Source organism: Bradyrhizobium septentrionale, assembly GCF_011516645.4.
Taxonomy (GTDB): Bacteria; Pseudomonadota; Alphaproteobacteria; order Rhizobiales; family Xanthobacteraceae; genus Bradyrhizobium; species Bradyrhizobium septentrionale.
The window spans coordinates 2064982-2078907 of sequence record NZ_CP088285.1 but is presented as its reverse complement, the minus strand read 5'-3'; the positions used below and the strand labels follow the sequence as shown (position 1 = coordinate 2078907).

Sequence of the window (13926 nt, the reverse complement as noted above, 5' to 3'; positions counted from 1 at the left end):
GGCGGGCAGTTGGCCGGCGGACCATGTCCACGCCGTTTGCAGGGCCGCCAAAAAGAAAAGCCGCGGATTTCTCCGCGGCCCTTTTTGGCGCTTTCCGTTTCCTCAGTAGCGGTCGGTCCCGATTCCGACGCTCACGCCCGGCGCGCGGAACCCGATGCCACCACGCTCTTCATAGTCATGGCGCTCGATGTAGCGCTCGCGAGGCGCATATCCGTATGAATCACCGCGCTCGCGGATGATGACGCGTCGTTCGCCACGTTCACGCCAGCAACGGCCGTCTTCGCGGCAAACCATGCGAACGTTGTGGATGTTGCTCGCCGGCGTAACGGACGCGCCGAGCGAAAGCGGTCCGGCGTAAGCCGTGGTTGTGGCAGTCATGACAAGGGCACTTGCGCCGGCCGTCAAATAGATCGCGAGATTCTTCATACTAATCCTCCAAAAGTGCTTGTGTCAGGAAGCCAATGGTCTCGCGAGGCATTGGTTCCGGGTGCCGACCGGTCGATTCCATTGATCGCGTGGCGGCCGCGCCGCCCCAACGCGCAATTTCATATTGAATGATGGCGAGTTGACTGGCCGTCGAGCAAATCAGAAAAATTCGGGACCTATTTCTATTATTCTGAAATAGAGTGCCTCGCATTCACGGGCATGGCGCCTGCCAAAGTGTCGCGCACATTGACGCGACTGCCGTCTGGCTTGCTGACGTAAAGATGGTTTTCCAGCACGAACTGCATGTTCTCAAACATCGCATAGAGATCGTCGCAATAGACCGAAGGATTATCGTAGCCGTTCGCCTTGGAGAAACGGTGCGGTAGATAGCCGCCCCCGCAGGCGTTCATGAACTTGCATTGCCGACACTTCGCGCAAAGATTGATTGAAGCATCGCGCGCGGCTTTCCAGCGAGGCTCGTTCCTGACCGCGTCGATCGCATGATCGAAGATGTTGAAGCTGGTGTTCGTGAAGCCGTCGCCCGCAATCCGCAGCACATCGTGCGCCTCCACGGTGCCATCGGTCATGATGGTGCAAAGCTCGACGGGTTTGTGGCCGACGCCCTCGGTCGGTGAATTGTTGTCGAGCAGGGCGGTGATCATGTCGGAAATGATGCGGATATTGATCGTCGGTGCGGCGCGATTCGCATCCAGCCACACGTCGAACAAGCCCTTGTAGAACGCGGCAATGGATGGCGGCTGCTCGTCCACCGTCGCGTCGGGGATCATGATGTCGTAGTTGGAGATCCCGCACGCAGCGAAAAAATCGGCATATTGCTGCGGCGCATAGGCGGGATTGCAGACTGCCAGGGCAATCACGCCAATCTCGCGCGACACCAGCATGCGAGCGGCTCGTTCGACAGCGGCGTGGGTGCCCGTACCCTGGAACGTCTTGCGGTGCGTGTCGTGAATGTGCGCCGGCCCATCCAGACTAATCGCGACCGAAATGTTGTGGGCCTCGAAGCAGGCCAGCCAATCGTCATCGATCAACACGCCGTTGGTCGTGACCGCGATGGGTATCTCGCAGCCGGTCCGTGATGAAATATCCTCGCAGGCCTCGGCAAAGCGGTGGAAGTTCTCCACGCCCCACAGCAGCGGCTCACCCCCGTGCAGAATGATGGGAAAATCGACGAGGGCGTATCTGAGAACATGCTGTTCTATGCGCTGCAGCAATTGCTGCTGCACGTCCGGGCTCATGAGCTTGGGCTTGCTGTAAACGGACGCGTCGCGGAACCAGTAACAATAGGAGCAATCGATGTTACATCTCGTTGCAACCTTGACCAGCAATTGCGTGATCGGCTGATCCTGGAAAGCGGCAAAATCTGCACCGTCCGCTGACATGCCGATACCGAGACTGGTTGAAGGAGCTAGCTAGAGCGTTTTCGAGCGAAGTGGATACCGGTTCGCGTGAAGAAAACGCGTCAAAACAAAGAGCTGGAGCTTCGGTTCTGATTCAATCAGAACCGAAAATGCTCTAGTACCCTCGAACAAATCCGCCTCGGCGAAACGCGCCCACGCCCGGAGCGTACCCCGCTCTGCGAAACGCGCCTGCGTTAGGCCCCTTGGCAAAACCCCCACGTCTGAAAGCGGCTTGGGTCACCACGGCTTCGTCGGCGACGACCCCTTGCTGCACACCCTGTCCGCGCAGATCGCTCAGCAATGCGTCGATACCCTGATGGTCGCTTTGAATGGTTGCGTCGGGCCCATGGAGCTGGATGAGGCTCGCCAAAACCTTCAGCGTCGTAATCGGCATGGTCACGCTCCTGTATTCGCAGCGCGGTGCAGGGATCGACCGAAAGCCCGGCGCGTTGAACCGCCCGAGCAACAACAAAATATACTATTTTTGCCGGAGGGGCAACGTGGTCGGCCCGGGCCAATCCCCCGGGCGCAATGTCCGGATACGCACTATCCCACGCGCACGTTGATGCAAGCAAACCAACGTGTTGGATTGCGCCGCGAGAGTGCGAACCCATGCTTGACCGTCACTACTTCGTCGCGATCGCTCTCCACGGTGACGGAGAGCGTGCGGACTGGCTCCCTGAAGTCTCGTGGACGCGCACCCTTGCCGCGACATTGTCGCCCGGAAGAAGTGTCTCAGTTCAACACCCTTTTCCCGTCCGGGCTCGGGCTGTCCAGCGAGAACGTCGGCACGTCGATGTCGAAGCGCTCGCCGGCTTCGGTGACCATCTGGTAACTGCCGGTCATGAAGCCGGAGGCGGTCGGCAGCGGCACGCCTGAGGTATATTCGAAGCGCTCGCCGGGCGCGAGCACCGGCTGCTCGCCGACCACACCCTCGCCGCGGACCTCCTGGCGGCGGCCGGTGGCGTCGGTGATGATCCAGTGCCGGGTGCGCAGTTGCACCGTTTCCGGGCCCGCATTGACGATCACGATCTTGTACGACCAGAAATACTCGCGCCGGTCGACCGATGAGCGCTCCGGCATGAAGTTCGGCTCGACGGTGACTTCGATCTGGCGGGTAACGGCGCGGTACATACGGCTCAATCCGATGATCTCGGCGCACAATCCGCTTTCGACCGGATCGTGCGCAAACAGGCGCCTATCATAGCCAATTGATCCGCCGGAACCAATCGCCGGGCGGGCCGTAAAAAGTCGGTCCCCCGGGAGCCGTCCGTTCATCGTGGTTTCAACATAGTTCCGCTCTAAAGCGCGGCCGCATGCCGCCGCACTCTCCGCTTTGTCAGCAAGTCGTGGACCGATATTATCTTTTCAGCACGGCCTGCGGGGCGTCCGCAGCCGATACGGTGTTTGATGAGCTCGATTGCCGATCCCATAGCCGGTTCGCCGGTGGCTGAGACCAAGGCCGAGGCAAAAGCCGATGCCGAGGTGAAGGCCGCGGCGCCTGCGATCACGCTGCCGGTGACCGGCGAGCGCGAGCTCAGGCTCGACCTGTTCCGCGGGCTCGCGCTGTGGCTGATCTTCATCGATCATCTGCCGACCAATCTCCTGACCTGGCTAACCATCCGCAATTACGGCTTCTCCGACGCCACCGAGATCTTCATCTTCATCTCCGGCTATACCGCGGCCTTCGTCTATGGCCGCGCCATGCTGGAGGGCGGCTTCGTGATCGCGACCGCGCGCATCCTGCGCCGGGTCTGGCAGATCTATGTCGCGCATGTCTTCCTGTTCACGATCTTCCTCGCCGAGATCTCCTATGTGGCGACCTCGTTCGAGAACCCGCTCTACACCGAAGAGATGGGGATCATGGACTTCCTCAAGCAGCCCGACGTCACCATCGTCCAGGCGCTGCTGCTGCGCTTCCGTCCGGTCAACATGGACGTGCTGCCGCTCTATATCGTCCTGATGCTGTTCCTGCCGCTGATCCTGTGGCTGATGAAGTGGAAGCCCGATGTCACGCTCGGCCTGTCGGTCGTGCTCTACGCGGTGACCTGGCAGTTCGACCTCTATTTGTCGGCCTATCCGAACGGCTTCTGGGCGTTCAATCCGTTCGCCTGGCAATTGCTGTTCGTGTTCGGCGCCTGGTGTGCGCTGGGCGGCGCGCGGCGGATGTCGCGGATCCTGTCGTCGAACATCACGATGTGGATCTGCATCGTCTATCTGGTCGCCGCGTTCTTCGTGACGCTGACCTGGTACGTGCCGCAGCTCGGCCACATCATGCCCAAGGTGATCGAGCAATGGATGTATCCGATCAACAAGACCGACCTGGACGTGTTGCGGTTCGCGCATTTCCTGGCGCTCGCAGCCCTCACCGTGCGCTTCCTGCCCCGGGATTGGCCGGGGTTGAAATCGCCCTGGCTGCGACCTTTGATCCTGTGTGGCCAGCATTCTCTTGAGATATTCTGTCTCGGGGTCTTCCTCGCCTTTGCCGGTCACTTCGTGCTTGCCGAAGTATCTGGCGGTGCCGCACTGCACGCCTTGATCAGCGTCAGCGGCATCCTCATCATGTGCGGCATGGCGTGGATTATTTCGTGGTACAAGCACTCCGCCGACAAAGGCGCCTCGAAAAAAGGCGCCGGCGGCAACGCCGATATGGCGGGAGGGGGAGCATGATGTCCGCGCGGACGCTGCTGGGCCTGACGCTATTGGCCGCCTGTTTGGCGGCGGCGCCCGCACGCGCCGGCGACGCCGCCGAGCCGCCGGCGCCGCCCTGCGACGTGCCCGCCTATCTCCTCACAACCGAAAGCTCGCTGCCGAAGGTCATGGATGCCGTGAAGGCCAACCAGCCGCTCAACGTGCTGGTAGTCGGCAGCCGCTCCTCGACCATCCCCGGCAACGAGGCGAGCGCCTACCCGGCCACGCTGCAGGCGGCGCTGAAGGAGGCGTTGCCGTCGTCTGTGATCGATCTATCCGTAGAATTACAGGGAAAGAGCACCGCCGAGGAGACCGCGGGAACCCTTGTTAAGCTTGTTGAAGCAAAAAAGCCTACTTTGGTTATCTGGCAGACCGGCACGGTCGATGCTATGCGAGCAGTCGATCCCGATGATTTCCGTACCGCCATCAACGACGGCGTTGTTGCGTTGCGGGGCGCCGGGACTGACGTGGTGCTGGTCAATCTCCAATACAGCCCGCGTACGGAGACGATGATCTCTGCACCGCCATATCTCGACAATATGAAAGTGGTGGCGCAGCAGCATGACGTTCCGCTGTTCGACCGGTTCGCGATCATGAAGCAATGGAGCGACGCCGGATACTTTGACCTGTTCAGCACCTCGCATGGTGTCGACCTGGCCAAGAAGGTTCATGCCTGTCTCGGCCGGGCCCTTGCGAAATTCGTGATCGATGCGGCCCATCTGGGCCCGGTGCAGCAGAATTAGAGGAAGCAGAGTTGATGCGTTTTGCGTTCCCTTTTTGCTCTATCGCAGGGTGCGCCGTTGCGGCGCTCGCGTTGCTTGCGCCGATCGCGGTTACGCCGTCGCGCGCGCAGACCGGCCAGGGCGATCAGCATGCGGCACTCGCGCCCGGCGCGAAGTCCGAGGCCGCACGGCCTGATGCGGACAAGCCCGCCGCGATCGAAGCCGATGCGGCCAATCAGCAGCCCGGCGTCGCCGCGAAGGCGTTCGACAAGGTGAGGCAGGTCGCCAAATCCGCCAGCGACATTTTCCATCGCGTGCCCTGCCAGCAGCCCAAGGGCGTGCCGAGCTCGACCGGCTCGCTGCCGCATGTCGCGGCCAAGCTCGCCGCCGGCAAGCCGGTCGTCATCATCGCATTCGGCTCGTCCTCGACGGAAGGTTATGGTTCGTCGGCGCCCCAATTCACCTATCCGAACCGGCTCGCCGGACAGCTGCGCCGGCAATATCCCTCCGCCGACATCACCGTGCTCAACCGCGGCAAGGGCGGCGAGGACGCGCCCGAGATGATGGCGCGGCTGCAGACCGAAGTGATCGACGTGCATCCGGACATGGTGATCTGGCAGGTCGGCACCAACGCGGTGCTGCGCAACCTCGATCCTTCCGAGACCGCCAAGCAGGTCGAGGACGGCGTGGCGCGGCTGCAGGCCTCCGGCGCCGACGTCGTGCTGGTCGATCCGCAATATTCGCCGCGCGTCACCGAGCGTCCCGAAAGTGCGCGCGGCATGGTGAAGCTGCTCGGCCGCATCGCCGCGCTGCGCCATGTCGGCATCTTCCCGCGCTTCGAGGTGATGCGCGACTGGCACGAGCGGCAGGCGATCCCGATCAACGATTTCGTCACCGCCGACGGCCTGCATATGAACGACTGGGGCTACGCCTGCTTCGCCCAGCTGCTCGGCGACGACATCATCCGCTCGGTCGGCGCGATCAAGATCGGCGTCAACGTCCCCGGCGACGTGCGGACCTACCGGCCGATGTGATCGGGCGGTCGTTGCTCTGTCACCGTCACCCTGAGGAGGCCGCGTAGCGGCCGTCTCGAAGGGTCGACGGCCCGAGTGTGGCCGTGCATCCTTCGAGACGCGCTACGCGCTCCTCAGGATGACGGGTCTGATAGCCTCAGACGGGTCTAACGCCAACTAGCCCTCAATCTTGACCTCGCCGCGGTAATCCGCTCCCTTGGCGCTTGAACCGATCCCCCTCGGGACCACGCCTTAAGGGAAACGCTCATGTCTTTCGTGCTGGCCATCGATCAGGGCACCACTTCGTCGCGCGCCATGGTGTTTCGCGGCGACATCTCCATCGCCGCAGTGGCGCAGCAGGAATTTCCGCAGCATTTCCCGGCCTCCGGCTGGGTCGAGCACGAGCCGGAAGACATCTGGACCTCGACCGTGATGGTGTGCCGCGAGGCGCTGGAGCAGGCCGGCCTTAAAGCGCGGGACATCGCCGCGATCGGCATCACCAATCAGCGCGAGACCACCGTGGTGTGGGACCGCGCCACCGGACAGGCGGTGCACCGCGCCATCGTCTGGCAGGACCGCCGCACCGCCGACATCTGCGCCAAATTGAAGGCCGAAGGCCATGAGCCGGCGATCTCGGCCAAGACCGGGTTGATCATCGACCCCTATTTCTCCGGCACTAAAGCCGCATGGATCCTCGATCACGTGCCGGGCGCGCGCGAACGTGCCGAGCGCGGCGAACTGCTGTTCGGCACCGTCGACTGCTATCTGTTGTGGCGGCTCACCGGCGGCCGGGTGCACGCCACCGACGCCACCAATGCCTCGCGCACGCTGCTGTTCAATATCCACACCGGCGCGTGGGACGACGATCTGATCAAGCTGCTGCGCGTGCCGCGCTCGATGCTTCCAGAGGTGAAGGATTCCTCCGCCCGGTTCGGCGAGAGCACGGCTGATCTGTTTGGTGGTCCGATCGCGATCTCCGGCATCGCCGGCGACCAGCAGGCCGCGATCATCGGCCAGGCCTGCTTCGAGCCCGGCATGATGAAGTCGACCTACGGTACCGGCTGCTTCGCGCTGCTCAACACCGGCACCACGCCGGTGGCTTCGAAGCACAAGCTGCTTACCACGATCGCCTATCAGCTCAACGGCCAGCGCACCTACGCGCTCGAGGGCTCGATCTTCGTCGCCGGCTCTGCGGTGCAGTGGCTGCGCGACGGGCTCGGCATCATCAAGCATGCCGCCGAGACCGGACCGCTTGCCGACAAATCCGACTCGATGCAGAGCGTCTATCTGGTGCCCGCCTTCGTCGGCATGGGCGCGCCGTACTGGAATCCGCGCGTGCGCGGTGCGCTGTTCGGCTTGACCCGCAACACCGGTCCGGCCGAGCTCGCGCATGCGACGCTGGAAAGCGTCTGCTACCAGACCTTCGATCTGTGGGCCGCGATGCGCACCGACTGGCCGGAGGCCAACGCCGCCAACACCGTGCTGCGCGTCGACGGCGGCATGACCGCATCCGACTGGACCATGCAGCGGCTCGCCGATCTGCTCAACGCGCCGGTCGACCGTCCGATGATCCAGGAGACCACGGCGCTCGGCGCGGCCTATCTCGCCGGGCTCGAGGCCGGCGTCTATCCGGAGCCCGCAAAATTCGCCGACAATTGGCGGCTCGAGCACCGCTTCAGGCCGGCGATGAGCGAGGCAACCCGCGACCGCAAGCTCGCCGGCTGGGCGCGCGCCGTGAAGGGCGTGCTGGCGAGCGACGAGGGGGAGTAGGACGCGTGAGGTTTGCTCGCTCGTGCGGCAGACGCTCTGCACCTCTCCCGCTTGCGGGGGAGGTCGCATTGCATCGTAGATGCAATGCGGGTGGGGGCTCTCTCCGCATAATGACCGGCCCCATTGTGGCGACACCCCCACCCCAGCCCTCCCCCGCAAGCGGGAGAGGGGGCGCACTTTCTCCGCGGTGACGATCTCACGCGTCGACAAAGCGTCAACCAATAACAACCATCGGAGAGAACAACATGAACACGGATTTCAACCGGGTCACCAGACTGCTCACCGCCGCACTCTGTGCGGCATTGCTGGCCGCTCCCGCCGCGGCGCGCGAGAAGCCGAGCCCGCTTGTGGCGGCGCGCGAGGTCAAGAGCGACGTTGCCGGGCTGACGGCGCCGGGCCAGATCCTGGTCGACGTCTGGGGCATCCCGCACATCTATGCCGGCAACGAGCACGACCTGTTCTTCCTGCAGGGCTTCAACGCCGCGCGCGACCGGCTCTGGCAGATCGATCTCTGGCGCAAGCGCGGGCTCGGCCTCTTGGCGAAGGATTTCGGCCCCGCCTATGCCGAGCAGGACAAGGCGCTGCGGCTGTTCCTCTATCGCGGCGACATGAATGCAGAGTGGGCTGCCTATGGTCCGAAGGCGAAATCGTATGCGGAGGCCTTTGTCGCCGGCGTCAACGCCTATGTCACCGACGTCAAGGCCGGCAAGCGGCCGCTGCCGATCGAGTTCAGGATCGCAGGCACCATGCCGGACCTGTGGTCGGCGGAGGATGTCGTGCGCGTCCGCAGTCACGGCCTGACCCGCAACGTCGCGTCCGAGGTGAAGCGTTCGCAGGTCGCATGTGCCGCGGGCCTCGATGCCGATCGCTTCCGCGTCAAGCTGGAGCCGGCATGGACCACGAAGATCCCCGACGGGCTCGACCCCTGCAGCGTGCCGAAGGGCGTGCTCGCGGCCTATGACCTCGCCACGCGCCCGGTCGCTTTCGCCGCGCCGAAGGACCAGAAGGCGGCGCTGGCGCACGATCCTGACACATTCCTCGCCGAGGCCGACCAGCAGCGCGACACCATCGGCTCCAACAACTGGGTGATCGCGGCCTCACGCACTGCGACCGGACGTCCGATCCTCGCCAACGATCCGCATCGCGAGCACTCGGTGCCGTCGCTGCGCTACATCGTCGGCCTCAACGCACCCGGCATCTCCGTGATCGGCGCCGGCGAGCCGGCGCTGCCGGGCATCTCGATCGGCCACAACGACACCATCGCGTTCGGCCTGACCATCTTCAACGTCGACCAGGAAGACCTCTACGTCTACGAGCTCAATCCCGACAATCCGAACCAGTACCGCTACGGCACGGGTTGGGCGGACATGCGCATCGTGCACGAGAAGGAAGCGGTGAAGGGCGAGGCCGACCGCGACCTCGAGCTGAAGTTCACCCGCCACGGCCCGGTGATCTACACCGACGATGCAAAGAAGCGCGCCTTCGCCGTGCGCTCGATCTGGTTCGAGCCGGGCACCTCGGCCTACTTCGGCTCCTCCGACTACATGACCGCGAAGAGCTGGAACAGTTTCCTCGGCGCGATGCGGCGCTGGGGCGCGCCGTCGGAGAACCAGGTCTATGCCGACACGTCAGGCAATATCGGCTGGGTCGCCGCCGGCAAGACGCCGCGCCGCACCAGCTTCGATGGATTGATGCCGGTGCCCGGCGACGGCCGCTACGAGTGGCAGGGCTTCCTGTCGCTCGACGAGCTGCCGAAACTCTACCAGCCGAAGCAGGGTTTTATCGCCACCGCCAACCAGATGAACCTGCCGGCGGATTATCCGGTCAATGAGCGCCGGGTCGGCTTCGAATGGTCCGACAGCGCGCGCTGGCAGCGCATCACCGAGGTGCTGCAAGCCAACAGCAAGGTGACGCTGGCGGACGCGATGGCGCTGCAGAACGACGACACCGGCATGCTCGCGCGGCGCCTCGTCGCGCTCTTGAAGCCGCTGTCATCCGACGATGCGAACGTCAAGAAGGGCCTCGACCTGTTGCAGCCGTGGGACGCGCGCGACGCGGCCGACAGCGCCGCCGCTGCGGTCTACGAGGTTTGGATCGCCAACCATCTCGGCCCCGTCCTGCTCAAGACCACGGCGCCGAAAGTGGCCGAGCTGATCGCGCCGGAGGCGTCCAGCATCTCTGCCATCGTCGGCTATCTCGAAAAGCCTGACGCTGCGCTCGGCAGCAATCCCGCCGCCGAACGCGACCGCGTGCTGCGCGACAGCCTCGGCGCGGCCGTCGCCGACGTCACCGTAAAGCTCGGGGGCGATGCCTCGACCTGGCGCTGGGGCCGGCTGCATGTCGCAAAGTTCGATCACGCGCTGATACCGCTCGCCGACAAGGCCACGGCGGCGCAGATGTCGGTCGGTCCGCTCGCCTATGGCGGCGCCGCCAACGTGCCGCGCGCCGCCACCTATCGCCGCTCCGATTATCACCTCACCGCAGGCGCCTCGTTCCGCATGGTGCTCGATGTCGGCAATTGGGATGCGAGCCGCACCATCAACACCCCCGGCCAATCCGGCGATCCCTTCAGCGCCCACTACCGCGACCTCGCGCCGCTGTGGGCCACCGGCCAGTATGTGCCGCTGCTCTACAGCCGCCCGGCCGTGGAAGCCGCGACTGCGGAGGCGATCACGCTGACGCCAAGGTGAAGATGCGCGCCCCAAACTCCCCTGTCGTCCCGGGCAAGCGCAGCGCGACCCGGGACCCATAACCACGAGAGTGAATTGTTTTGCGACGCTGGGCCACAGCTTTCGCAACAACTGACGACGGTGGTTATGGGTCCCTGCTTTCGCAGGGACGACACCGAATATGTGGCCGCCGCTCGCTCTACTTCACCTGCTGCTCCTGCAACTCCAGCATCGCGCGCAGCGTGTCGTCGCTGAGCTTTCCGTTCGGTGACGGCGTGCGCCGCTCGGCAGCCTCGACCGGGCGCGCATGCTGTGGAATGACCGGAGCGCTGCGCACCGGCGCACCATCCGCGACGTCCTCGGCCTCGCCAGCCGCACCCGTCACATTGGCGTAACCGACACCGCGCCGCCGTCGCGCTGGCTTCGGCTTCGGTGGCGGCGGCGTATAGATGATCGGCGGCAGCGTGTGGTGGCGCGACACGGTATCTGCTCCGGTGGCCTCTCCACATCGAGCGCCTGATTCGCCAAAACGCCGACTGACAAATCGGTAACATTGTTACGCAGCGTTGCATTGCATCTGCTGCGAGACACGCGGATATTTCCCGCCGATAATTGGAAACAAAGGTCGCGTGATGCTGCTACCCGACGGGTACTCCGACATCCCCCACGGCAAGATCGCCGCCGTCGTCACACATCTGGAAATGACCGAGCGCCCGCCGCGCCGCGACGATCCGCCCGGCGCATTGCGCCTGCGCAGGGTCGATCTGCCCGCGCTCGACTGGTACCGCGATCTCTACCGCCGCGTCGGCGAGGAATGGCTGTGGTTCACCCGCACGGGGCTCGATGACGCCGATCTCGCCGCGCGGATCCACGCGCCCGGCATCGAGCTCTACGGGCTGGCCGTTGAGGACCATGATGAAGGCCTGCTCGAACTCGATTTCAGCGAGGCTGGCCAATGCGAGCTGCTCTATTTCGGCGTCACCGCAAAATTCATCGGCACCGGCGCCGCGCGCTTCCTGATGAACCGCGCGCTGGAGATCGCCTGGTCGCGCGACGTCGGTCGTGTCTGGGTGCACACCTGCACCTTCGACCATCCTTCAGCCGTCGCGTTCTACCAGCGCTCAGGCTTCCGTCCGTTCAAGCGGCAGATCGAAGTGGCTGACGATCCGCGCCTCGACGGCACATTGCCGCGCGATGCGGCGAGGCATGTGCCGGTGATTGCGTAACGGAGCTGTGGCAGTGGAGACGTGACTCTCAGTGGAATCTGTCCCGCGGCCGCTCGGCCGGGCCCTGGGGACCTTTTGGCGCGGTCGCGGCTCTTAGCTCGTCGGCGGTGACACGGCAGTCGCCATTGCTGTCGAAGCGCAGGATGAACGCGTTCGGTTTCTCCACGAACTCCTTGCGCGTGATCTTGCCATCCTGATTCTCGTCAAAGTAGCCAAAATCCGCGTCGGCCAACGTTGCGTCGGCTTTCTGAACCGTTGCGAACTCGGATGGATCCAGTCTGCCATCGCGATTGCGGTCCGCCGAAGCAAAGATCCGATCGGCAAAACTCTTCCATTCATCGCAGGTGTAGACGCCGTCACGATTGGCGTCCCAGATCGGCGGCCCGCTCTTGAGCAGGCCATCCTGCGCGGGACAAGCGGCGGTTTGCGCAAGAAGTGGAAGGCTGCTCGTCAGAAGCAGCCCCAAGGCCGTAACGCATAGAAGTTTTTCGCGCGACAAATCTTCCTCCCGCTTCCAAGCCGCGAGCATCGGCTTCTGATGGAGTCTGCGCGGGTCATCTGCCGGAGTTGAGATAGAAAATCGATGTGGACTGCTGGTGCATCTCATAGCAAAAAAGTATTGTTTTCGAGACGTGAACGGCTCCGCTTCGCGCTCATCCGGCAATCGTGAGTGAAACATGTTCCTGATCGGCCAGTACGACTCGCCCTTTGTCCGCCGCACCGCGATCGCGCTGCGGCTCTATGGGCTGCCCTATGAGCACAGACCGTGGTCGACTTTCGGAGATGCCGAGAAGGTCGCCGCTTACAATCCGGTGCGGCGGGTGCCGACGCTGGTGCTGGACGACGGCGAGGCGCTGATCGAGAGCAGCGCGATCCTGGATTATCTCGATGAACTGGTCGGGCCGGACAAGGCGATGATTGCCCGCTCCGGGCCTGAGCGGCGCAAGCATCTGCGCATCACGGCGCTCGCGACCGGGCTTGCCGACAAGGCGGTGAGCCTGATCTACGAGCGCGTGCTGCGCAAGGAGCAGCTCAAGCTTTGGGTCGAGCGTTGCGAGGCGCAGATATCAGGCGTGCTCGCGGTGCTGGAGAAGGAGCGAGCGGCGGTGCCGGCGCCGTACTGGCTGGAGAATCGCATCGGCCATGCCGACATCGCGGTGGCCTGCGCGCTGCGTTTCACCGGCGAGGCGCATCCGCATCTGTTCGACGCGCGCTATCCTGCGCTGCAGGCCCACGCCGCGCGCTGCGAGGCGCTGCCGCCGTTCCGGGAGATCGTGCAGCCTCTGGCGCCGCCGAGCGGTTAGGGGATATCGCGCAACTCCTTCCACCTGTCATTCCGGGGCTCGCGAAGCGAGAGCCCGGAATCCATTTCGCCGCCAACCCTGCGGCATGATGGATTCCGGGCTCAGCCCTTCGGGCTGCCCCGGAATGACGAGTGGATGGAGTGGCGCCCCCTGCCACTGAGTTGCCCGACGGCGCAAGCCCCTCACGCAAAAATATTTCGCTTTATCAGAAATGCAACTCAGTGTTATAGATTTGCCGTCCCGCCCGATCGAGGGGCGCTTCGCGATCGTCACGAGCGCGGTGTGAGATGCGGTGGACGCCGAGTGCGCGATTGACGAATGCGCATGAAGCGGACGGTGAAGTCGTGTGGTCCTGACGCCCTAGCGGCCGGTGTCCCCTCGCAAAACGCGCAAGCGTTTTTGCGAAGGCGGTGACAAGCAAGCCCAGTCTCGCCGGGGAGAGCACGAAGTAAGCCGTAACCCATCGCGCAGGGAAAGCCGGCGTTTCCGGTGACACCTGTGGTCCTACCCCCGAGCTTTCTACCTTTTGCTCGGGGCCCATGGGTGCGATCGGCACCCGGCTTTCCCTGCGCCCTCTGCTTCCAGAGCGGCGGAACGAAGAGCAAAGCTCGGACAAATCATGTCGCGAGAACGCGGATGTGTGACTCACAGATCGTGCAGCACACTCAGTGTCGTCCTGGCGAAAGC

Annotated in this window: 13 protein-coding genes; 7 read left to right on the top strand and 6 right to left on the bottom strand. The window is 64.0% G+C overall.

Features of this window, described 5'->3' with window-relative positions; translation table 11 throughout:
• Positions 1-102: 102 nt before the first annotated feature.
• The 4 genes from HAP48_RS11755 to apaG form a co-directional block, all read right to left on the bottom strand.
• Positions 103-426 carry a hypothetical protein gene (locus tag HAP48_RS11755; protein ID WP_166213657.1) on the bottom strand — a complete coding sequence of 108 codons (324 nt, stop codon included), beginning with the start codon at positions 424-426 and terminating at the stop codon, positions 103-105.
• Between the two features lie 185 nt (positions 427-611).
• Positions 612-1826, bottom strand: coding sequence for a radical SAM protein (locus HAP48_RS11750; protein WP_166213658.1), 1215 nt, complete (start codon positions 1824-1826; stop codon positions 612-614).
• Positions 1827-1959: 133 nt separating this feature from the next.
• A complete protein-coding gene (locus HAP48_RS11745) occupies positions 1960-2238 on the bottom strand; it encodes a hypothetical protein (RefSeq protein WP_166213659.1) in 279 nt (92 codons plus the stop codon).
• A gap of 341 nt (positions 2239-2579) precedes the next feature.
• Positions 2580-2978 carry a Co2+/Mg2+ efflux protein ApaG gene (gene apaG, locus HAP48_RS11740; protein WP_029079882.1) on the bottom strand — a complete coding sequence of 133 codons (399 nt, stop codon included), beginning with the start codon at positions 2976-2978 and terminating at the stop codon, positions 2580-2582.
• Between the two features lie 276 nt (positions 2979-3254).
• On the opposite strand from apaG, the gene HAP48_RS11735 reads away from it, so the two are divergent.
• From HAP48_RS11735 to HAP48_RS11715, 5 genes are all read left to right on the top strand, one after another.
• Positions 3255-4514 carry an OpgC domain-containing protein gene (locus tag HAP48_RS11735; protein WP_166213660.1) on the top strand — a complete coding sequence of 420 codons (1260 nt, stop codon included), beginning with the start codon at positions 3255-3257 and terminating at the stop codon, positions 4512-4514.
• Entirely contained in the window at positions 4514-5278 is a 765-nt protein-coding gene (locus tag HAP48_RS11730; RefSeq protein ID WP_166216544.1) for an SGNH/GDSL hydrolase family protein, read from the top strand. Before HAP48_RS11735 ends, HAP48_RS11730 begins: the two co-directional genes overlap by 1 nt.
• A 14-nt stretch (positions 5279-5292) precedes the next feature.
• The gene (locus HAP48_RS11725; protein WP_166213661.1) at positions 5293-6291 is read left to right on the top strand and encodes an SGNH/GDSL hydrolase family protein; all 999 of its coding nucleotides are present in this window, start codon (positions 5293-5295) and stop codon (positions 6289-6291) included.
• A 246-nt stretch (positions 6292-6537) separates the two neighbouring features.
• Entirely contained in the window at positions 6538-8040 is a 1503-nt protein-coding gene (gene glpK, locus HAP48_RS11720; protein ID WP_166213662.1) for a glycerol kinase GlpK, read from the top strand.
• Between the two features lie 245 nt (positions 8041-8285).
• Positions 8286-10730: a penicillin acylase family protein gene (locus tag HAP48_RS11715; protein WP_166213663.1), complete on the top strand. Its 2445-nt coding sequence runs from the start codon at positions 8286-8288 to the stop codon at positions 10728-10730.
• Between the two features lie 178 nt (positions 10731-10908).
• On the opposite strand, the gene HAP48_RS11710 is transcribed toward HAP48_RS11715, so the two are convergent.
• Positions 10909-11190 carry a hypothetical protein gene (locus HAP48_RS11710; protein ID WP_166213664.1) on the bottom strand — a complete coding sequence of 94 codons (282 nt, stop codon included), beginning with the start codon at positions 11188-11190 and terminating at the stop codon, positions 10909-10911.
• Positions 11191-11341: 151 nt separating this feature from the next.
• Here HAP48_RS11710 and HAP48_RS11705 point away from each other — a divergent pair, with 151 nt between their 5' ends.
• Positions 11342-11935, top strand: coding sequence for a GNAT family N-acetyltransferase (locus tag HAP48_RS11705; RefSeq protein ID WP_166216547.1), 594 nt, complete (start codon positions 11342-11344; stop codon positions 11933-11935).
• 28 nt (positions 11936-11963) lie between these two features.
• On the opposite strand, the gene HAP48_RS11700 is transcribed toward HAP48_RS11705, so the two are convergent.
• Complete coding sequence (locus HAP48_RS11700; protein WP_166213665.1) at positions 11964-12464, bottom strand: EF-hand domain-containing protein; 501 nt, start codon at positions 12462-12464, stop codon at positions 11964-11966.
• 148 nt (positions 12465-12612) lie between these two features.
• Between HAP48_RS11700 and HAP48_RS11695 the strand changes: the two genes are divergently transcribed.
• Positions 12613-13239, top strand: coding sequence for a glutathione S-transferase family protein (locus HAP48_RS11695; RefSeq protein WP_166213666.1), 627 nt, complete (start codon positions 12613-12615; stop codon positions 13237-13239).
• Positions 13240-13926 lie beyond the last annotated feature (687 nt).